Source organism: Algibacter lectus, from assembly GCF_900112395.1.
In the GTDB taxonomy this organism is placed as follows: Bacteria; Bacteroidota; Bacteroidia; order Flavobacteriales; family Flavobacteriaceae; genus Algibacter; species Algibacter lectus.
In genome coordinates this window covers 100,425-122,297 of the sequence record NZ_FOLN01000005.1, presented here as the reverse complement: position 1 = coordinate 122,297, position 21,873 = coordinate 100,425, and the positions used below count along the sequence as shown (strand labels likewise).

General features: G+C 33.6%; 13 protein-coding genes and 2 tRNA genes. 8 read left to right on the top strand and 7 right to left on the bottom strand.

Translation table 11 applies throughout. The features are described 5' to 3' along the window. Positions 1 to 6 precede the first annotated feature (6 nt). The 6 genes from BM246_RS10440 (at position 7) to BM246_RS10415 (ending at position 12,030) form a co-directional block, all read left to right on the top strand. A complete protein-coding gene (locus BM246_RS10440) occupies positions 7 to 1,890 on the top strand; it encodes a RagB/SusD family nutrient uptake outer membrane protein (protein ID WP_074937731.1) in 1,884 nt (627 codons plus the stop codon). Positions 1,891 to 1,921: 31 nt separating this feature from the next. Beyond that, complete coding sequence (locus BM246_RS10435) at positions 1,922 to 3,166, top strand: DUF5000 domain-containing lipoprotein (RefSeq protein ID WP_083415769.1); 1,245 nt, start codon at positions 1,922 to 1,924, stop codon at positions 3,164 to 3,166. 31 nt (positions 3,167 to 3,197) lie between these two features. Then, positions 3,198 to 3,971: a DUF4998 domain-containing protein gene (locus tag BM246_RS10430; RefSeq protein ID WP_042504830.1), complete on the top strand. Its 774-nt coding sequence runs from the start codon at positions 3,198 to 3,200 to the stop codon at positions 3,969 to 3,971. A gap of 181 nt (positions 3,972 to 4,152) precedes the next feature. After that, entirely contained in the window at positions 4,153 to 7,500 is a 3,348-nt protein-coding gene (locus tag BM246_RS10425) for a carbohydrate-binding protein (RefSeq protein WP_074937727.1), read from the top strand. Positions 7,501 to 7,753: 253 nt separating this feature from the next. After that, positions 7,754 to 10,051: a heparinase II/III domain-containing protein gene (locus tag BM246_RS10420; protein WP_074937725.1), complete on the top strand. Its 2,298-nt coding sequence runs from the start codon at positions 7,754 to 7,756 to the stop codon at positions 10,049 to 10,051. 80 nt (positions 10,052 to 10,131) lie between these two features. Continuing rightward, positions 10,132 to 12,030, top strand: a complete 1,899-nt coding sequence (locus BM246_RS10415; RefSeq protein ID WP_231961840.1) for a heparinase II/III family protein — start codon at positions 10,132 to 10,134, stop codon at positions 12,028 to 12,030. 55 nt (positions 12,031 to 12,085) lie between these two features. Here the strand turns inward: BM246_RS10415 and BM246_RS10410 are convergent, their stop codons facing one another. Both BM246_RS10410 and BM246_RS10405 read right to left on the bottom strand, forming a co-directional pair. After that, entirely contained in the window at positions 12,086 to 12,280 is a 195-nt protein-coding gene (locus tag BM246_RS10410) for a Lacal_2735 family protein (protein ID WP_074937721.1), read from the bottom strand. A 187-nt stretch (positions 12,281 to 12,467) separates the two neighbouring features. Further along, the gene (locus tag BM246_RS10405) at positions 12,468 to 13,175 is read right to left on the bottom strand and encodes a DUF4197 domain-containing protein (RefSeq protein ID WP_042495638.1); all 708 of its coding nucleotides are present in this window, start codon (positions 13,173 to 13,175) and stop codon (positions 12,468 to 12,470) included. Between the two features lie 140 nt (positions 13,176 to 13,315). Here BM246_RS10405 and BM246_RS10400 point away from each other — a divergent pair, with 140 nt between their 5' ends. Continuing rightward, a complete protein-coding gene (locus tag BM246_RS10400; protein WP_083415766.1) occupies positions 13,316 to 14,440 on the top strand; it encodes a TlpA family protein disulfide reductase in 1,125 nt (374 codons plus the stop codon). A gap of 83 nt (positions 14,441 to 14,523) precedes the next feature. On the opposite strand, the gene BM246_RS10395 is transcribed toward BM246_RS10400, so the two are convergent. The 3 genes from BM246_RS10395 to purU form a co-directional block, all read right to left on the bottom strand. Beyond that, entirely contained in the window at positions 14,524 to 15,162 is a 639-nt protein-coding gene (locus tag BM246_RS10395) for a hypothetical protein (protein ID WP_042495636.1), read from the bottom strand. A 409-nt stretch (positions 15,163 to 15,571) separates the two neighbouring features. Next, positions 15,572 to 16,666: an OmpA family protein gene (locus BM246_RS10390; RefSeq protein WP_042495634.1), complete on the bottom strand. Its 1,095-nt coding sequence runs from the start codon at positions 16,664 to 16,666 to the stop codon at positions 15,572 to 15,574. Between the two features lie 164 nt (positions 16,667 to 16,830). Further along, positions 16,831 to 17,685: a formyltetrahydrofolate deformylase gene (gene purU / locus BM246_RS10385; RefSeq protein WP_042495632.1), complete on the bottom strand. Its 855-nt coding sequence runs from the start codon at positions 17,683 to 17,685 to the stop codon at positions 16,831 to 16,833. Between the two features lie 147 nt (positions 17,686 to 17,832). On the opposite strand from purU, the gene BM246_RS10380 reads away from it, so the two are divergent. Next, entirely contained in the window at positions 17,833 to 21,318 is a 3,486-nt protein-coding gene (locus BM246_RS10380) for a methylmalonyl-CoA mutase family protein (RefSeq protein WP_074937716.1), read from the top strand. A 170-nt stretch (positions 21,319 to 21,488) separates the two neighbouring features. On the opposite strand, the gene BM246_RS10375 is transcribed toward BM246_RS10380, so the two are convergent. Together BM246_RS10375 and BM246_RS10370 are read right to left on the bottom strand one after the other, a co-directional pair. Further along, positions 21,489 to 21,561: transfer RNA gene (locus tag BM246_RS10375), tRNA-Lys, on the bottom strand. Between the two features lie 153 nt (positions 21,562 to 21,714). After that, a tRNA-Lys gene (locus tag BM246_RS10370) sits at positions 21,715 to 21,787 on the bottom strand. Positions 21,788 to 21,873: the final 86 nt, after the last annotated feature.

Sequence of the window (21,873 nt, the reverse complement as noted above, 5' to 3'; positions counted from 1 at the left end):
AAGAAAATGAAGAAAACGAATAAAATTATATATTCTATAATATTCATATGTATAATGTCATGTGATTCTTATATTGATATAGTACCAGATAACGTAGCTACTTTCGATTTGGTTTTTAATAATAGAGCGAATGCTAAGAAATTCTTTTATACATTATATGGTTATTTACCACATTTTTCTGATGTAAATAGTAATATTGGATTAGTAGGCGGAGATGAGGTTTGGACACATCAAACTTGGGATGGAATGCGACTTTCTATCGGAGAACAATCAAAAGCAAATCCAATATATAATCTATGGGGAAACGGAGGTCGTTTAGAGCCGCATGTAGCATTGAGAGATTGTAATATTTTCCTAAATAGAATTAGCGATGTTAGGGATATGACCGAAGATGAAAAAACAAGATGGATTGCGGAAGTTAAATTTTTAAAGGCTTATTATCATTTTTATTTATTAAAAATGTATGGTCCTATTCCTATTATCGATGAAAATATTGAGGTAAGTGAAGATGTTATTTCTGTACGTATAGAAAGGGATGGGGTCGATGATGTTGTAGATTATATTGTATCTGTTTTAGATGAGGCAATAGAAAATTTACCACCACGCATAACTTTGGAAGGTGAAGAGCTAGGTAGAGCAACTAAGCCAATTGCTGCGATGTTAAAAGCAAAAGTTTTAGCTTTTAGTGCGAGCCCTTTAGTAAATGGTAATTCAGTATACTCATCTTGGACTAATAATGCAGGAACACCATATATAAATCAAACGTATGATGCTAATAAATGGACTTTAGCTGCAGATGCTTGCAGAGAAGCAATAGACTTAGCACACGAAGCAGGTAACAATTTATATAAGTTTTCAACAGCATACAATTTATCAGAGGAGACGATAACAAAAATGAATCTTAGAGGCGCCATCACAGATAGATGGAATAATGAGATTATTTGGGGGCAAGCTAACCCAACCACAAATACAATTCAAAATAATAGTTTTGCAAGGATTGACGATGAATTTTCAGGTTCAAGTTCAGGGCAGGTCAACTCTTATTATTCTATACCATTGCATATGGCAGAAATATTTTATTCTAAAAATGGAGTGCCTATAGAAGAAGATAATTCTTATGATTATAGTAGTAGATTCGACTTAAAAACCGGAGATGAAGCTAATAAGTTTTACGTAAAACAAGGGTATGAAACAATTGGTTTACATTTAGATAGAGAATCTAGGTTTTATGCCTCTTTAGCGGGAGATGGTATTCTATCTTATGATGTAAATAATGAAGCAGATGACACTAGTTTATTTGTTGTAGATGCCAAGAATGGTGGTATGGCAGGTTACCTTAATGAAAGACAATTTAACCAAACAGGATATTGGCCAAAAAAATTAGTGCACTATAAATCAGCAATAGGAAATAATAGTTTTACTGCTGAAAATTATTCATGGCCAGTATATAGATTAGCAGATTTATATTTATTGTATGCAGAATGCTTAAATGAGGTATCAGGGCCGGTTGCAGAGGTTTTTCAATATGTTGATGATGTAAGAGAAAGATCTGGATTAGACGGAGTTCAAGCTTCTTGGACCGCGTCTTCAAATAATCCAACAAAGCCAAGTACAAAAGAAGGTTTAAGAGAAATAATCCATCAAGAACGTTCAATAGAACTAGCCTTTGAAGGACACCGTTTTTGGGACTTAAGAAGATGGTTTAAAGCTCATGTTTTATTGAATAGTACTTCAATGAGAGGATGGAGTTATGAAAAAGCAACGGCAGAAACTTTTTATAACCAAGTAGAATATGGTGTTACAGAATTTTCAATAAGAGATTATTTTTGGCCTATAGCCGAAGATGATATACTAGCAAACCCAAATTTAGATCAGGCTTTTGGTTGGTAATTAAAATTAGTATGAACAATTAAATAATATTATGATGAAAAATTTAAAGTCATTTATAGTGCTTCTGTGCATAGCAACTGTATTTAGTTGCGAAGAAGATAAGATATCATCGTTAATTACTGACGATGGTATCGCTCCCGGCCCTGTGGTTGTAGATGTAAGTTCCGTTGAAAACTTAGCGGGAGCATCAAAAATAACATATAATCTTCCTGATGATGAAGATTTGTTATATGTAGTTGCAGAATATCAAAGAGGAGCTAATGAAGAAATATCAAGCGTGAAATCATCGGTGTTTAATAGTAGTTTAACAGTTGAAGGATTTTCTGAAGCTTCAGAATATAACGTGATTTTGTATGCTGTTGATCAATCAGGAAATAAATCTGTAGGAGCTTCTGTTGTTATAAACCCAGAAGAACCTCCTTACAAATCTGTTTGTGAAACATTAACCTATGCCCCAGATTATGGTGGTATTAGATTAACTTGGGAAAATCCAGAGGAAGGAGATGTTACTATAGAGATTTACACCGAAAATGAGTTTGGAGGCCTGATATTTAAGGATGCTGTATATTCTTCTGCACAAAATGGTGAACGTTTAGTCTTAGGGTTAGAGGCTGTAGAAACAGATTTTGTATTTATAATTAGAGATAGGTTTAATAATCGATGTGGCCAAATCAAGGCTACAATAACACCGCTTTATATAGAGTTATTTGATAGAGTGAACTATCAGGCTGTTTATCAGATACATGATACACCTTCAGATTACGGTTGGATACTTCCGAGAGTTTATGATGGAACAAAAGGAGATAATGGATATCACTCACCTCCAAACTGGAAAGATCCAGATGGAGTTTTACCAGAATATATAGACTGGTCTTATAATGGAGTTCCTATTACACCTGCAATGATTACATTAGATATAGGTTCAATATCTCAAGTATACAGATTTAAGTTTTGGCCAAGACTAGGTAATTATATGTATCGTCATGGAAATCCTTGGTTATTTGATCTTTGGGGTAGCGATCATTTAAATGCAGACGGAAGTTTTGATGGTTGGACACTGTTATTAGAAGATGCCATGGTTATTAAGCCTTCTGGACAGCCGGATAATGACAATACGGCTGAAGATATTGAAGCTGCAGAAGCGGGCTTTAATTTTGATATTTCACCTGATATGCCGAAGGTTCGTTATATCAGATTTGTTCAGAAAGTAGCGCAAAACAGAACTAATTCACTATTTCATATTAGTGAAATGGAGTTCTACGGTGATAATCGATAAAAATTTAATAAAATAAAATATTATAAAAATTATGATTAATAATTTTAAGAATAAAACCGTCAATTTTATAGGAATTGGTGTGTTTACGGCTGTATTACTGTGTTTTTCTTGTGAGGATACAGATTTGGTTGAAACATATAAACAGTACGTTCCTGAAAACGTAGTAAGTTTGGCTATGCCAGATTCTGTGTCTACAATATCTAGTGGGCATAATAAGTTGTTATTTAGAGTGTTTGTTAACTCAGATCCAAAAATAAAGAAAATTGTTGTTGCTTTATTTGATGATGACACAACAGATAACGATGAAAAAATACTTGCAACTTTAGATATTAATAGAACAGTTTATGAACCAGAAATTTATGAACTGGAGGCGGAATTGCCAGAAGGAGGAAATGAGTATTTTGTTCATATAGAAGGTCTAGAAGGCCGAAAATCGATAAAGTATGATGTTTTTGGTACAGTTCTAGGTGATGAATATAAGGAGTCGCTACAAGCTCGGCAAAATTTTGGAGCTAGCGCTTATTCTGATTCTGAAGCTATTATTACTTGGGTGTCAAATAGAGTTCCGGATACTGATGGAGAGGTTATTGATAATTTATTAATTAAAACCGAACTCACTTATACTAGTAGTATAGATGGTTCTGTAAAAACTATAATTATCGATGAATCTGAGGATGAAACAATTATCCCAGATTTTATTTCAGAAGGCACTTATGTTTATACTACATTTTACAAAGCCGTAGTAGGTTCACCTTACTTATTTGAAAGCAACCCTATAGAAGGGGTTTTCCCAGAAAAAATATAAGTATTAGTAATTGATTAAAACTTAAAGTCTCCTTAGGCAATATGTTGAATAAGGAGGCTTTTTGTTTTTAATCTAAATGTTTATTAAAATAAAGTCACTTTAAAGGCATTGATATTGTGTTGTTTATGTTTTTAGTGAACACTTATTGTCATGCCTTAATTTTAACAAAAAACATCAAATAATGAAAAAATATATACAATTAATAATTCTCCCAGTCTTGTTTTTATGGCTAGGTTATGTACAAGCCCAAACCGAAATAAATTCCCTTGCCGAATTAAAGGACCATTTAGGTGATAATGATGGTAATTTCGTAATGACTCCGGGTACGTATTACTTTAATGAAACTAATTGCGGACCAGATAAATTATTTTCAAATCCAAAATTACTCCTGTTTACGGGAAACGACTGTAAATTTGACTTTACCGATGTAAAATTTGAAATTGATACTAAAATATTCAAATTATACGGAAACACTGATATTATTGAGTTTTGGGCAGCGGGAAATGATAATGTATACTTGAATTTAACCATGGAAGATATCGGGATGACGGTTCCTTCTAAAGGAGCAGGTTCAATACATCTTGATGGTGCAGATAATTTAATAGAAGGTTTTAAAACCACCGTAAGAGGTTCTTTTCCTTATGGATATGGCGATACTTTTGGTAAAGGAGGAGGTTCTGTAATTGCACATCAAAAACATGCAGGTATTTTGGTTAGAGGAGACAGAAACCATATAAAAAATTGTAGTGTTATTATGAGAGCTTATGGACATGGTATATTTGTACAAGGTTCTCATAATGCAATAATAGAAGGTTGTTATGTTGAGGGAGAATTACGTACGGTTGGAGAAATGCTGCAGGAAGAAGGTACAGATTCTCCTGCGGATAATGTAGATTTTGAAACCGTTTGGGGTTTTAATTTAAAAGATCATACAAGTGATTATACCTTCAGTCTTCAAGAAGCAGGTATTAGAGCTTATTCTACCGGAGTTATACACGATTCTAATGGAGATTCTACAGGTGTAAGTAGAGGTACTGAAAATACAACAGTTATAGATTGTACCATTGTTAAAATGCGTGTAGGTGTAAATACAGGAGCTGAAGGTGGAGATAATAAACGAATTGAGAACTGTACAGCACTTGCTTGCGAAGGCGGATTTTGGCTAGGTAATGATGGTGATGTTATTAATTGTCGTGCAGATGCATCAGTTGGGCCGATTCTATCAGAAGATATTTCTCGTTCTAACGCTTCTTATGAAGTTACTATCCTAGATAATTATATTCCTAAAATTGGAGATACACCTTATTTTTATGCAGGAGGAACCAATCATAATATTACAATACACGATGGTACAACTTACTATAATCCAGATATTAAAATTGTATTAGGAGGTACAAGACCTGCAAATAGATTTTTAGCAGGTTCTGTAGAGCCAATACCTTCTAGAAACGCTAACAATATTACATTTACAAACAATACACCTTATCCTTTGGTTTTAGAGAGTGCTACAGATTGTAATATTTTTTCTTGCGGACCAGTTGAAGATAATGGATCTAATAATACAATTACTCAGTTAACCGATTGTATTACAACAAAGCCTTGTAATAATACAGTTAACAACCTTCAGGCTGAATGCTATGATACGATGTCTGGTGTAGGAACGAGAGAAATAAATGATGATCCAAATACTAAAGAAGTTTATGGGATACATACTGGAGATTGGATAAATTTTAATGCTATTGATTTAACTGATATGACTTCAGTTGAAGCTATCTTGTCTAGTATCCATAATGATGTGTCTATAGAAGTTAGAACAGGCATTAATACCGGAACTTTACTCGCTACAATACCCATAACTAGTACCAGTAGCGAATCTAATTATTTAGAGTTTTCTGCAAACTTAAATCAAGTTGTTAACGGGGAAACCAATATCTATTTTGTATTCACCAGTGTGAGCGAAACAGGATGGTTATTTAATTTAGATAAACTATCTTTTAATAAAGATGCCTGTTCTCAGGCTTCATACAACCCGTTTTTACCTATAAGTGCAGAAGATTTCTGTGCTTCATCAGGAATAACAGTATACGATTTGTCTATCTTTAATAAATCAATTGGAGATATTGATGATGGAGATTATTTAAGATTTAGTAATGTCCATTTTGGAAATGACGATGTTTACAATGAAATTGAAATTTTAGCATCTTCTACAACTGGAGGATCTATTGAAGTTAGAAGTGGCGCAGCAGACGGTGCATTATTAACAAGTGTAGTAGTAGGAAATACAGGAAGCAATGATAATTATGAAATATTTTCTAGCTATACGGCTTCTGAAATAACAGGAATACACGATTTATACTTTGTTTTTAAAGGGACGGGATCTTCTTTTTTAAATATGGATAACTTCTTTTTCAATAATGATGAATGTAGCGGTGTAAATTACAATGCATTTTCTCAGATAGACGCATTAGATTACTGTGGCATGTTTGGAGTGGTTCCAATAAACAATGAGTATCTTGGAGGTATAAATGATAACGAATGGATTCGTTACGGTAGCGTCGATTTTACTTCGGAAGCCCCTGCACAAATTACATTTAATGTAGCAGGTTATCCTACCGAGGAAACTGTAGAAAATGGATTTATAAATGTGATGCTAGGACACCCAACAGAAGGTACTTTAATTGCTCAAACTACCGTTCCAAAAACAGGCGGATGGGAAGTTTGGGAGCAGGTTACAGAATCTTTACTTCAAAATGTTACGGGTACCCATGAGGTTTATTTATATTTTGGAAATGGCGCTTTCAATTTAGATTGGTTCGAGTTTCATCAAGAAACACCTGAATTAATTAACTTAGCTTTAGCTTCAAATGGAGGCATTGCTTCACAATCTACAACGGATTACGATGGGGATGCTACTCGCGGTAACGACGGAAATACTAATGGTAATTATGGAAGTGGTTCCGTAACACATACCGAACATGGAAGCAATGGATCTAATACATCTAAATGGTGGCAAGTAGATTTAGGCACCAATAATGTTATTTGGGAAATTGTAATTTATGGTAGAACAGGTAGTAATTATGTTAATGATTTGAACAATTTTACTGTAGAAATTTTAAACAATAATGGAGATGTTACGTTTACACAATTTTATAAAAACTATCCATCTTCGCGACCATTAACTATAGATGTTGATAATAAAGCAGGGCGAATTATAAAAATATCAAAAACATCAGATCGAGGATTGTCTTTAGCAGAGGTTGAGGTTTATGGAACAACGACTTTAAGCGTTAGTGATTTTAACTTACCTCAAATAATTCTATATCCGAATCCAGCAAACCAAGTGCTTACTGTTGTAAATGGATCTAATTTATTGTTAGAAATATATAATATTAATGGTGTTTTAGAATCGAAATTTTTTCTACCCGAAAACAATAAGGAAGTTTCATTGAAAAACTTGAGTACAGGAGTTTATTTTATGAAATTTACAGGTAATCAAGGTACAACTGTGAAAAAACTAATTAAGCTATAATGACGTTATGGTCCAACGGTTAAATTTGTTTAGAAATCGTTGTAGATGCCAACGTTTAAGCCAAGATGCTCTAAAAGTAATTTTAGTTTGTCTTGGCTTTTTTTATGCCTTATTGTGATTCGAAAAAATGAGAATCGATATATAAAAGCTATAATTTACAGACAATGGTTAATGGTTTATATTCATTTAAAGCATAAATAAGTAATATTGAATAGAATATAAATATTAAACATTAATGTTTCATTTTAGAACTATGAAAAAAGGAATCTCATTTGTTATTTGCTGCTTTTTTGTGATGATAGTCACAGCCCAAAAAAGAAATTATCTGTTGTACACCGATAGTAATATTACTAATTTAAAACAGCAAATTAAAGTTGATAACGACATAAAAAATAGCTGGGAAAAGCAATTAAAACATGCAGACGAATTAGTTTTAAAAGATAGATTTAAAGCCGATAATTGTCAAGTGTTAGGATTAGCCTATCGTATGACGGGCGATGAGAAATATGCCAAAACGATTAAAAAAATATTGATAGATTATACTTCAAAAGATACTTGGGAAGGCGCTAATTTATTAAACAGAACACCAGCTTGGAAAGGAGGGTTAAATACATCGCATACTAGTTTTTTCGTTTCTATAGGGTTCGATTGTATTTATAATTACTTAACTAAAAAAGAACGAAAGGATATTGCTGAAAATTTAGTGCGCGTTGGTATTCAACCTGCTTTAGACGATTGGTTATTGCCAAATTCAAACTTTCATACGTTTGATACTATGGGGCATAACTGGTGGAGCGCTTGCGTTTATATGGCTGGTTTTAGCTCCTTAGCAATTAGAAACGAAGTTCCAGACGCTAAAAACTGGGTGAATGATATTGCTCAAACCGCTACCGAGTTTGTTAACTATTCGGGTAGTGTATTACAGAATAAACCGCCAACATTCGATCAGGACGGTGGCTTTTACGAAAGTATAAACTATGCGTCTTACGGTATTTCTCAATATTTATTGTTTCGTTTTGCTTTGCAATCGGCATTACCAAATACAAAACAGGTCGATTTACCAATTTTAGATAAAATAGGCGATTTCTTTATTCAAACCACTTATTACGTTGAAGAAGGAAAACCAATGTCTGTAAACTTTGGAGATAGTTTTATCAATAAAACAGGAAACGCATGCTTAACATTGCTATGGCAATTGGGATATAAGAAAAGCGATTATGCTTGGTACATCAATCAAACCAAAGCAGGAAATGATAAAGAAGGCTTGCAACTAGAAACACCTAACGGGCTTGTTTTACATCCTAAATTACCAGAAATAGCAAGTAATTATGCGCCTAAATTAGCAACATCACATTTGTTTAAAGATATGGGGTGGGCAACCATGCGTAATTCCTGGGATAAAAACGCTACCATGTTAGCCGTAAAATCTGGTTTTACTTGGAACCATACGCATGCCGATGCGGGATCGTATATTTTATTTCATAATGGAAAAAATTTAATTATCGATTCAGGAAATGCATCTTATGGAAATCCGCTTTACACGCAATATTATTGCCAAAGCGAAGCGCATAATGTAGTGCTGTTTAATGGTGAAGGTCAGAATAGAAAAGACCCTTATTTCGGAGTTGCAAACCCCGGATCGCTTCATAATTTAATAGAAGGCGACAATTTTAAATACATTTTAGCCAATGCCACAGGACCTTATGCACAAACATTAGCACGTAATTATCGTAATTTTATTTGGGTGGGTGATGTTATTTTAGTGATAGACGATTTATTGGCTCATAAACCAGGTAAATTTGAGTGGCTGCTGCATTACAATGGAGAATCTAAACGTAAAGATTTAGACCTGTCGATTAAAGATGGCGATGCTGAGGTTATAGTAAATTCGCTATATCCAGAAACCTTTCCTGAAGGAGGATTACCTCACGATTTTCCTGAGCAAATGCGTTTGGAAGAAAAGTTAGGATATGAAGATCATCATCCAGAAAATAGATCGAAATATTGGTCTATCAGTCATTTTGAAGAAACAGCTAGAACCAAATTTATTTCTGCAATTACTTTAAAAACTGAAGAAAATAAAGAGAACTTACCAGTTATCAAACGTTTTGAAGGAAAAGACTTTTTAGGAGTTTCTATTACACAGAATGGTGAAACAACAGAAGTGTATTTTAATCTTTTGGCCGATGGCAGACTAAAACACCGTAATAGTGTCATTAATATGAATGGTTGGGAAACCGATGCTTATTTAACAGTTTTAAAATTTAAAGCTGATGCTGATAAAACAAAAATCAATAATGTTGATGAAATGTTTATTGGGCACGGCAGCTATTTACGTCGAGATAATCAAGTTTTAATGCATTCATTATCGAAATACACGGCTTTAGTAGAAGGTTTTTCTGCAACACCGAAAGTGGTTTATCAAGGTCAAGAAAATGCAACGGTGAGTTTGTATAGCTCTAAGAAGACATCGGCACTTAAAGTGAATGGGGTTTCTAAAAAAGCGAGTTATGATGTATCAAATAAAATAGTGAAAGTAACTCTAAAGTAAAGCTGAATATGTTGGTTAAAAAGAAAAGCTTCAATAGAAAAAAATATGTTTTTGTTTTATTTTTTTTGCTTGTTTTTAGAGTGTTCTCATTTAATGGTTTTGCTCAAAATCAGGAAGTTTTAGATATTAAAGCTTATTTGGAACAAGCTGACGAAGAAACTATTTACCCTTCGGAAAAGCAAATTGAAATGCTTAAAAATGTCATTCCAAATGAAGTCTTTCAACCCGCACCAAAAATTAGCGATAGAGTGTTTTGGAATGAGGTCGCGGAAACCGAATCGGGTAAAATATATTTTAAAAAAGCCTTGTCTTACTTAGCTGAAGCTCCAGAGGTTCCAATTTCTGATGAAATTTATCGAAGAGCTAATAAAGAAGGGAATCGTACCATTTATAAACCAAGGTATTACAATACCATGATACGCTTAGAGCATTTTATTTTAGCTGAATGCTTAGAAAATAAAGGACGGTTTGTTCCTCAAATTAAAACATACTTAAGAGCTATTATGGATATGAAATCGTGGTTACACCCTAATCATGACGACAGAAACAATAGTGTTCTAGAAGGAAAACGAGTTTCGATAGATTTGGGAGCAAGACGTTTCGGGTCGGTTTTAGCTGTAGCTGAAATACTTCTCGAAGATCAATTATCACCAGAACTTAGAGACAAAATTAAAGCACAACTTCAATACAGAATCACGGATAACTATTTGCAAAGTTGTAAAATACCCGATAAAAATAACCATTGGATTGATGGCAAAAGTAACTGGAATGCCGTGTGCACTAGTGGAGCCGTTTTTACGTCTATAGCGAATGCAATAGATGGAGATGAGCGTATTGCTGCTATAGGTTCTGCAATTAATAGCATGAAACATTATATCAGTGGTTTTGGTGCCGATGGTTATTGCTCTGAAGGTGTTGGATATTGGCGTTATGGTTTTGGCCATTACCTATATTTAGCCGAAATACTTTTCGATTATACCGATGGAAAAATTAATTTGTTTGAAGGTCATAACCCTTATAAACTTGATAAAGTGGCCAACTTTCCTGAGAATTTCCATATTCAAAATGAAAAATTTGCACCTTTTGCCGATGGTAGCTCTATCGTTAAAAATAACGAAGGAAATTTTGCTTATGTATTGGCAGCAAAACAATATGGGGCAAGAAAACCTATTGAAAATATTTTAGATCAGGCTGTAGAACAACTTATTGTTTGGAAAAACCCAGAAGATTATACAACAAGAAATACAACAAATTCAGGAACGTTTGAAGTACCAAATCATTCTTATTTTAACGATTTTGGAATGGTTATTTCGCGAGGAAAACAAAATGTACCATTTTCTGTAGCGGTTAAAGCTGGGCACAATAAAGAAAACCACAATCATAGTGATGTTGGGACATATATTTTAGTTTTAGGGGAAGATTTAATTTCAGGAGATATCGGTGCGCCATCATATCGTGCCGGTTCTTTTTCTCCAAAAAATAAAGCACGAAGTTCTTGGGGGCACCCAGTTCCTAGAATAGATGATACTTTGCAATCTAATGGACGTCAATTTGAAGGAAAAATAACAGAAACCAAATTCACTGATGCAGAAGATAAAGTGGTTATGGATATTAGTAATGCTTATGAGTTGCCTGTGCTAGAATCTTTATCTAGAACAATGGTGAATGATAAGTCTGGCGCGGGAACAATAACCATTCAAGACGATTTTAAAACGACAAAACCCGTAGTTTTTGGAACGGCAATTATGACGTTTTCTAAATATGAAATTGTCAATGAAAGCACCATTATACTAATAGGGAAAAATCAAAAAGTGAAGGTTGAAATAAAAAGTAGTGGTGGTAAAGTTATTATTAACCCAGAACATGTTCCTGTAGAATATTTACGAGAAGGAAAAGGAGCTGTTAGGATAGGTATCGATTTTGAGGAGCCTTTAGCTAACGGAAGCATAACTATGAAGTATACACCTCTATATAATTAAAAATGTGATTTTGGCTTTGTTCTAGAATCAGTTTTAGTTGTCTTAAGAAAAGATGCTATTCATAAATATTAGAATCTCTAATAAGATATTTTAATCGGTTTAATTTATGGAGAAGCTTTATAGCTCGATATTCCGAAATATCACTTAAAGCGGAATCTGTTTGTCGGAAATTATAAGCCTGTTCTATAAGTTCTTTGTAGCGTTGGCTTAGTCTGTGTTGGTCTGTTTTAATACTGTCAACTCGGTTCATAACGATTAAAGGGAATTAAGTAGAACATAAATATACACTTTTTTGTTTAATTATTTAATTCTTTTTAATTGATTTTCAGTTGAATACGTTTTATTTAAGCCGGTTGTGTTTTTGCAATAATTTATTCCATAAAAAAAAGCCGCATACAATTTAAAACTGTATGCGGCTTTTTTTTATGTTTAAAAATCTAGTCTTGCAAAGCAAAAACCTTTTTTAATAAATCTGTAGATCTAGAAGATACTTTAGTTCTAATTTCAGTTTCTTCAACTGCAATCATTGTAAAAACACCTTTTAAAGCTTCACCTGTTACGTAATCTGTTAAATCTGGATTAACATCACTAGTAAATGGTAATGCGTTGTATTTAGTAATTAAATTACTCCATACTTGATCGGCACCTACTTTTCCAAACGAGCTTTTAATTACAGGATTAAATTTATCGTAAAGAGCTGTTTGTGTTTTAGATGTTAAATACTGCGTTGCAGCATCGTTGCTACCGAGTAAAATATTTTTAGCATCTGCAAACGTAATGTCTTTTACAGCGTCTACAAAAATAGGAGTTGCTTCTTTTACAGCATCTTCTGCCGCTCTATTAAGTACTTTTAAACCTTCGTCTGCAAGACTGCTCAATCCTATATCTCTAAGGGCTTTGTCAACTTTTTGTAATTCTTCTGGTAATAAAATTTTAACCAAGTCGTTTTTAAAAAAACCATCGGTTTGTGTTAGTTTTGTTACTTGCTTGTCAATACCTAAATCTAGAGCTTCACGTAAGCCTGATGCTATTTCGGTAGTGCCTAATGCGCCACCTGCTTGTGGTAGTTGACTAACTACTTGTTGAAGTTCGGCACATGCCGTAAGATTAAATATTAGTAAGAAAACGAGTGCTTTACGAATCATGATATTGGGTTTTATATTAAAATACAAAGATATATTTTACAAATGAAAACCATTCTCTTTTTTTTAAATACTATTTTAGCACAATTATTGTATGTATCACAATATATTATTAAATTGACTCTATATTAAGCTGTATTATAATGAAAATAAGAAAATTAGTACTTTGCTTGTTATGTGTTTTAACTCCAATGATTTTTTTTGGGCAAATACATATATCAAAGAACATTAAAAAATCTTCGATTGCAACCACGGATGAAAACGCGTTGTATTTTGTAGATTTTTGGGCAACATGGTGTGGCCCGTGTATTCATGTTTCTAAATATTTAGAATCTTTACAACAGCAGTTTCCTAAAAACTTTTATATTCTATCTCTAACTCAAGAAAGTGCAGAAGTAGTAAATAAGTTTATGGTTAAACACAATACAGGTTTGGCAGTTGCCACAGATTATGAAGGTGAGACTTTTGCTTTAAATAACATTGCTAGTTTACCTTATGGTATTTTATTTAATGCCGATGGACAAAAACTATGGGAAGGGCATGCAGCAGATTTAAAGGCTTATAAAATTGGTGGATTTTTAGCTAGAAATCAAAAAACTATTGCGGTAGACGATTTTTTTAAACTTGAAGAATATAAACAAGAAGTCGCTATAGAAAACCCTATAAAGCGAAGAAAAGATTTTGATTATCTAGAAATGGAAGTAGATCATAGTCTTAATTCTGGAATTCAGGCTGTAAATAGAAATGGATATTTAGAGATTGAAGGGCGTTTACAAGATATTATGGCTTATGCGTTGCACAGTAATAAAGCGCAAATTAAAATTTCTAAAGAAGATAATAAGTATTACAAGATGTATTTTGAAGAAGGTTCTAAAGCCTTTGAAAACAAAGAAAATAGCATTAGTAGAGCTTTAAAGTTACGCCGTAAAGAGTATGAAAAGGAGGGAGATGTATTGGTTTTAAATATTGATGATGCTAAGTTTTGGGATACTAACCAAATAGATTGGGGTATTAATAATCCTAAATATTTAATCGGAGATTCCGATATACAAGCAGATAATGCTTCTGTAACGGATATTGCTTATCAACTATCTTTTTTATTAGAAACTCCTATTATTTTTGATAAGAAGTTTAAAAATGAAGAGTTACATGATTGGCAAATTCATTATAAATATTTTGAGTTTATGTCTTCTAATCTTGGAGAATACGGAATAAAGGTAGAAAAGAAAGTTACAACATACCTAGAGTATGTTTACAATAAGCGTTAGGTTTATTAGAGAACTAATTACTTTAAAATAAAAAAGCTCAGGATATAAATCCTGAGCTTTTTTATTTTGTAAAAGGAAATTATTTATTCTTTAATATATACATCAGCTAAGTTGTGTATTAACAAATAAGTTTCATCACCTTGTATATCTGTAATATTCTCGTAATTATGGAAATTTACAGAGTTGTCAAAAGTTGTTGGAAAATATGGTATATCTCCGGCATCTTCGTAAGCACTGGCAGATCCACTACTTCCGTTTTCTACTTTATGCACTATAGAAGAGTATAGGTATTCTAATTTATTAAGGTCGCCTTTACCAAGTAACAGTTTAATGATCTCTCCATCCTCATCTTGGTCTTCATAATAGACGTGAAGAAATCCGTCTTCAAATACGTAATCTACATTGTAGATTTCGCCATATTGAGCAACCACCACCTCTGTGTCACTTATAAATTTAAAATAATAGTCTTTACTTTCCTCTTCTATTTCTGCTTTATTACGCCCAAGTCCGCTATTTTCGTAATATGCGGCTAAAACATCATCGGGTACTTCTTCGGTTTCTGTTCCATCTTTAATGTAAGAGAAGCTTTCTTCTACGTGAGAGAATTTAAGGGTAATTGGGTATTGAGTTTCCGAGGTGTCATCTTTGTCATCATTACTATCGCAAGATGTGTTGATAATGGCTAGAAACATTAATGTTGCTGCAAAAATTACTTTTTTCATGTTGTTTTATTTGAGTGTTTTAATTGAATTAAGGATTAAATATAGAGATATACCTTAGTTTAAAAAATAAGAATTGAAGTTTTTTCTTATTTTAATTAAAACATTACCGTTGGTCTATTAGTGCTCGTATATTTTTATTTTAGTAATCATGGAGAACTGGTTTAGCTAAATGTTAATACTGCATTGAGAAGAAATATGGTTGGCAAATACTTGCGTTAGGGATTGCAGTGTAAAACCCACAGCGTGGCCGATGGTAATCGGTGGCGCGAGGATTTGCAACGTAAAGCTCGACCCTTGTGGTAACGCCCAAAATATTGAAAAATAAAAAAGGCATCTTAATTAAAAGATGCCCTTTTCGATAATTAAACTAACCCCTCAGTTTAAAATTGTAATAGAATTTACAATGTTTTTATTGTATAACTCTAAATTCTGTACGTCTGTTCTTTTGGTGTTCGTTATCTGAACAATCAACACCATTAGCACAACGGTTTACTAATCTTGTTTCTCCGTATCCTTTTGCAGTTAAACGGTTTCTAGAGATTCCTTTAGATACTAAGTAGTTTACTACTGAGTTAGCACGTTGTTGAGATAAAGACATATTGAAATCATCATTTCCTCTAGCATCTGTATGAGACATTAGTTCGATGCTCACAGGCTTACTGTTTAATAATGGTAATAATGTTTCGTCAATAATTTTTTTAGATGCTGGTGTGATACGTGCGCTACCTGTTTCGTAAAAAATTGGTAATACGTTAGATTTTAATAACCCACAATCAACTTCTTCCCATGTAGTAATTCCACCTTTTTTAGCTAATACAGTTCTTGTAACAGTTTGCATTTTTGCAGGTACAGTTACAGTTCTTGTAGATGCTGGAGTGTTAACAACTTGACGTTTGATAGTTGAGTATTCTGCAGGAATTTCAATTTCGTCCATTCTTGCTGGAGTTTTGATAACACGTTTTTTGTATACTGTGTTTACTTCTGTAACTGGTACTTGGCTAGTTGAAGCATCTGTAGCTAAAGTTGTAAAGCTTACATCTCTAGATTGAGCAGGATATTCAACGAAACATGCTACAACACAATCTTCTTTGTTAGGAGAATCACAAGCAGTTTCCTTGTATTCCCATCCAGAAGTTTTTGGGTAAGTTTCGAAAGTTCTAGAGCTAGAACCGAAAGTTGCAGGATTAATGTTTAAATCTGTTCTTCCTTCTTTCTTTACGTAAGGTACTTCAACAGTTTCGTAAGTTGCAGGAACGTAAACGAATTTCTTAGAAGCTTCTTTTACTAATACACGATCTTCTACAGTTCTGTATGTTGCAGGAACTACTTCTAAAACAGAATATGCTGGATATACTTCGATAGTTTCTTCGATGTCTTTGAATTCATCTTTTGTAATACATTTTACATAACATTTCCCTGGATCAGGATTTGCTGGTAAGTTTTGAGCTTGGGTAAACCCGATTCCGAAAATTAAAGCTAGGCTTAAAAATAAATTTGTTTTCATAAAAATTAAAATTTAGTTAATGGTTGTTTTTCCACATTATTAAGACACAGGAAAAACTGATAAGTCACAAGTTATATTGATAAAAAATTAAAAAGTGTTAGTTAAGAGCACTTTTTTGAGGGGTTTTAAGGGTTCTAAGTGTTGATTGTTAATGGATTAAAAAGTTACGAAAAAATTACGGTTTTATTGTTATACACCATAACTTTTCTGTTTGAATGTGATTTTATCGCATTAGCTAGCACTATTTTTTCTAAATCTCTTCCTTTGGCAATAAGTGCATCTATAGTATATGTATGAGATACGTGTGCAACATCTTGCTCAATAATTGGTCCGGCATCTAGCTCCTCGGTTACGTAGTGACTTGTAGCTCCAATAATTTTAACACCACGCTTGTAAGCAGAGTGATAAGGTTTGGCGCCAACAAAGGCAGGTAAAAAGGAGTGATGTATGTTTATTATTTTATTTGGGTATTTATTAATTAATGTACCAGAAACTATTTGCATGTAGCGAGCCAGTACAATAAAATCGATATTATGTGCTTCTAGCAACTCTAATTGCTTGGCTTCGGCCTGTGCTTTAGTGTCTTTGGTAACAGGAATATGATAAAACGGTATTTTAAAACTATCGGCAATAGGCTTTAAGTCGTTATGGTTACTTATTATAAAAGGAATTTCTAAATTAAGTTCGCCAGAATTATAGCGGCCAAGTAAATCGTAAAGGCAATGGTCGTATTTAGAAACAAAAAGCGCCATTTTAGGTTTCTTTTCAGAAGAATATATGCGCCATTTCATGTTAAACTCATCAGCAATATTACTTTTAAAACAATCTTTAAAAGTTTCTGTTGAAAAGTTTGGGTCTTGAAATTCACTTTCTAAACGCATGAAAAATATGTTCTGTTCTCGATCTACATGCTGATCTAAGTAAATAACATTACCTTGTTTTTCAGTAATAAAGTTGGTAACCGATGCAATGATGCCAGGTAAATCTTTACAGTGAATGAGTATGGTGATTTTATTCATTAAAACGTACTTGTTAATTTTTGTTAAATGTAAGTTAAAATTAGATAAATTGGAGTTTGCATTTTAAAATTAGATTATCTGTTGCAAATTGTTGATATTTTTGAATATTCCGTAAATTCGCAGTTCTAATCATAAGATTTTTTAAGAATGAAACAAATTCCTTCCTACAAACCAAAATATAAAGTTCGAATAGTTACAGCTGCATCATTATTTGATGGTCATGATGCTTCTATTAATATTATGCGTCGAATTATTCAGTCTACTGGAGTGGAAGTGATTCATTTAGGCCACGATAGAAGTGTGGAAGAAGTTGTAAATACAGCTATTCAAGAAGATGTTAATGCCATTTGTTTAACATCGTACCAAGGTGGGCATAACGAGTATTTTAAATACATGTTCGATTTGTTGAAGGAACGCGGAGCAGAGCATATCAAAATTTTTGGCGGCGGTGGCGGTGTTATTTTACCTTCGGAAATAAAAGATTTAATGGATTATGGTATTTCCAGAATCTATTCGCCCGATGATGGCCGTGAAATGGGTTTGCAAGGGATGATTAATGATTTGGTAGAACAAGCAGATTTCGCCATAGGCGATCAACTCGATATAGATGTTGATACTTTAAAGAATAAAAATGATAAAACTATAGCTAGAGTTATTTCTTCTGCAGAGAATTTTCCGGAGATTTCAAAAGTAGTTTTAGATAAAATTCATAATAAAAATAAAAACTCAAAAACACCAGTTTTGGGTATTACCGGAACCGGTGGTGCAGGAAAATCGAGTTTGGTAGACGAGCTTGTTCGAAGGTTTTTAATAGATTTTCCAGAAAAAACTGTTGGTATTGTTTCTGTAGATCCTTCAAAAAGAAAAACAGGTGGAGCACTTCTTGGGGATAGAATTCGTATGAATGCTATTAATAACTCGCGTGTTTATATGAGAAGTTTGGCAACGAGACAATCTAATTTAGCGCTTTCAAAATATGTAAACGAAGCGGTTGAGGTTCTAAAAGCCTCAGAATTCGACCTTATTATACTAGAAACTTCAGGAATTGGGCAAAGTGATACGGAAATTATCGAACATTCTGATGTGTCCTTATATGTAATGACACCAGAATTTGGAGCAGCAACCCAACTAGAAAAGATTGATATGCTCGATTTTGCCGATTTGGTAGCCATTAATAAATTTGATAAACGGGGTTCGCTAGATGCTTTACGCGATGTAAAAAAACAATACATGCGTAATAATAATTTGTGGGATACCCATCAGGACGATTTACCCGTATTCGGAACCATCGCTTCTCAGTTTAATGATCCCGGAATGAATACGCTTTACAAGGCTATTATGGATACTTTGGTTGAAAAAGCGAGCGCCGATTTAAAATCAACCTTTACCATTTCTAATGAAATGAGTGAAAAGATTTTTGTAATTCCACCAAATAGAACACGTTATTTATCTGAAATTGCTGAAAACAACCGTGTTTACGATAAAAAAGGCTTGGAACAGTTTGAAGTGGCACAGAAGCTTTACGGAATTTATAAAACCATTTGTTCTGTAATGAATGTGTCATCGAACGAAGTTGAGAAGTCGCTTATTGGAAAATTAGGATTAAATGAAGATGAGATTCTTCAACAAGCTCAGAATGATAAAGGAATTGCGATTCCGAAAGAAGGAGGAACGACTGACGAGGAATCTCAAAGAAGTTTACTACATCTACTTATAAAAGAATTCGACAGAGTAAAATTAAACCTCGATCCTTACAACTGGGAAATTATTACCACTTGGGACGAGAAAGTAAAAAAATATAAAAATCCAATATATAGCTTTAAAGTTAGAGATAAGGACATTAATATTGAAACACATTCCGAGTCGTTATCGCATTTGCAGATTCCTAAAATAGCTTTACCAAAATACCAAGCTTGGGGCGATTTACTAAAATGGTGCTTACAAGAAAATGTACCTGGAGAATTTCCATACACATCTGGTTTGTATCCATTTAAAAGAACAGGGGAAGATCCGGCCAGAATGTTTGCAGGCGAAGGCGGACCAGAGCGTACCAATAAAAGGTTTCATTATGTAAGTGCAGGATTGCCGGCAAAACGTTTGTCTACTGCTTTTGATAGTGTTACACTTTACGGAAACGATCCCGATTTACGACCAGATATTTACGGTAAAATTGGAAATGCAGGAGTTTCTATTTGTTGTTTAGACGATGCTAAGAAACTATATTCTGGTTTCGATTTGGCACACGTAATGACCTCTGTGAGTATGACGATTAATGGGCCAGCTCCAATGTTGCTTGGCTTTTTTATGAATGCAGCCATCGATCAACAATGTGAGATTTATATAAAAGAAAATAATTTAGAAGCTGAAGTAGAAGCTAAAATAGCTGAAATTTATAAAGGTAAAGAGCGCCCAAAATACAATGGCGATTTACCCGAAAGTAATAACGGTTTAGGTTTAATGCTTTTAGGTGTAACTGGAGATCAGGTGTTACCAGCGGATGTTTATGCCGAAATTAAAACAAATACCATAGCTCAAGTTCGTGGTACGGTTCAGGCCGATATTTTGAAAGAAGACCAAGCTCAAAACACCTGTATTTTTTCAACAGAATTTGCATTGCGATTGATGGGCGATGTGCAAGAATATTTTATAGATAATAATGTGCGTAATTTTTATTCGGTGTCTATTTCCGGATATCATATTGCCGAAGCAGGAGCAAACCCCATTACTCAATTGGCATTAACTTTATCTAATGGTTTCACTTACGTGGAATATTATTTAAGCCGAGGCATGGATATTAATAAATTCGGACCAAACTTGTCCTTCTTTTTTTCTAACGGAATCGATCCGGAATATGCGGTTATTGGTCGTGTAGCTCGTAAAATTTGGGCAAAAGCCATGAAACATAAGTATGGTGCAAACGCTAGAGCACAAATGCTTAAATACCATATTCAAACATCTGGTAGAAGCTTACATGCTCAAGAAATCGATTTTAATGATATCCGTACAACACTTCAGGCTTTATATGCTATCTACGACAACTGTAACTCGCTACACACAAATGCCTATGATGAAGCCATTACAACGCCAACAGAGGAGTCTGTGCGTCGTGCTATGGCTATTCAGCTTATTATTAATAAAGAGTTAGGTTTAAATAAAAATGAAAACCCAATACAAGGCTCGTTTATTATTGAAGAATTAACCGATTTGGTCGAGGAAGCTGTATTGTTAGAGTTTGATAGAATAACAGAACGTGGTGGTGTTTTAGGAGCTATGGAAACTATGTATCAACGTAGTAAAATACAAGAAGAAAGTCTGTATTACGAAACTTTAAAGCATAATGGAGATTTCCCGATAATTGGAGTAAACACCTTTTTAAGTAGCCAGGGATCTCCAACGGTTTTACCTGCAGAAGTAATTCGTGCTACTGAAGAAGAAAAGAAATTTCAAATTAAAACATTGAAAAACCTGCATAACGCTAATGATACTCAATCTTTATTAAAAGAGCTTCAACATAAAGCCGTGAATAACGAAAATATATTTGAAGCTTTAATGGAAGTTTGTAAAGTGTGTTCTTTAGGGCAAATTACAAATGCCCTGTTTGAAGTAGGAGGGCAGTATCGCCGAAATATGTAAGCAACACATTTAAATCTTTAATAGAATACTTTTAGAATGTTTTTTGGGGCCTTAAAATAGTTTGAGGTCTCGAAGCTTTCTAGTTTATTGAAAAGCGCTTAGCACGACGTATTAGAAAGTTATAAAAAGCAAAAAACCTTTAAATCAAAAGACTTAAAGGTTTTTTTTTGTGACCGGGCTGGGGCTCGAACCCAGGACCCTCTCCTTAAAAGGGAGATGCTCTACCAACTGAGCTACCAGGTCATTATTTCAAAATAAATGCTAACAGTAATTGTTAGCGGGTGCAAATATAACATCTTTAATTAGAAAAACAATTAAATTTGTAATTAAACTTAAGTTTTTATTAAAAAACTTTAATAAAAAAACCTACAAATTTTTCAATCTATAGGTTTTTTGTGACCGGGCTGGGGCTCGAACCCAGGACCCTCTCCTTAAAAGGGAGATGCTCTACCAACTGAGCTACCAGGTCATTATTTCAAAGTTGTTAACATTGCTGTTAGCGGGTGCAAATATAAAACCTTTCTTTAATAAAACAACACTTTTTTTAAATAAATT

What these genes read in the sequence shown, in the direction of transcription:
- BM246_RS10440 (WP_074937731.1), top strand. Translation starts at nt 7, where the DNA reads ATGAAGAAAACGAATAAAATTATATATTCTATAATATTCATATGTATA.
- BM246_RS10435 (WP_083415769.1), top strand. Translation starts at nt 1,922, where the DNA reads ATGATGAAAAATTTAAAGTCATTTATAGTGCTTCTGTGCATAGCAACT.
- BM246_RS10430 (WP_042504830.1), top strand. Translation starts at nt 3,198, where the DNA reads ATGATTAATAATTTTAAGAATAAAACCGTCAATTTTATAGGAATTGGT.
- BM246_RS10425 (WP_074937727.1), top strand. Translation starts at nt 4,153, where the DNA reads ATGAAAAAATATATACAATTAATAATTCTCCCAGTCTTGTTTTTATGG.
- BM246_RS10420 (WP_074937725.1), top strand. Translation starts at nt 7,754, where the DNA reads ATGAAAAAAGGAATCTCATTTGTTATTTGCTGCTTTTTTGTGATGATA.
- BM246_RS10410 (WP_074937721.1), bottom strand. Translation starts at nt 12,280, where the DNA reads ATGAACCGAGTTGACAGTATTAAAACAGACCAACACAGACTAAGCCAA.
- BM246_RS10405 (WP_042495638.1), bottom strand. Translation starts at nt 13,175, where the DNA reads ATGATTCGTAAAGCACTCGTTTTCTTACTAATATTTAATCTTACGGCA.
- BM246_RS10400 (WP_083415766.1), top strand. Translation starts at nt 13,316, where the DNA reads ATGAAAATAAGAAAATTAGTACTTTGCTTGTTATGTGTTTTAACTCCA.
- BM246_RS10395 (WP_042495636.1), bottom strand. Translation starts at nt 15,162, where the DNA reads ATGAAAAAAGTAATTTTTGCAGCAACATTAATGTTTCTAGCCATTATC.
- BM246_RS10390 (WP_042495634.1), bottom strand. Translation starts at nt 16,666, where the DNA reads ATGAAAACAAATTTATTTTTAAGCCTAGCTTTAATTTTCGGAATCGGG.
- purU (WP_042495632.1), bottom strand. Translation starts at nt 17,685, where the DNA reads ATGAATAAAATCACCATACTCATTCACTGTAAAGATTTACCTGGCATC.
- BM246_RS10380 (WP_074937716.1), top strand. Translation starts at nt 17,833, where the DNA reads ATGAAACAAATTCCTTCCTACAAACCAAAATATAAAGTTCGAATAGTT.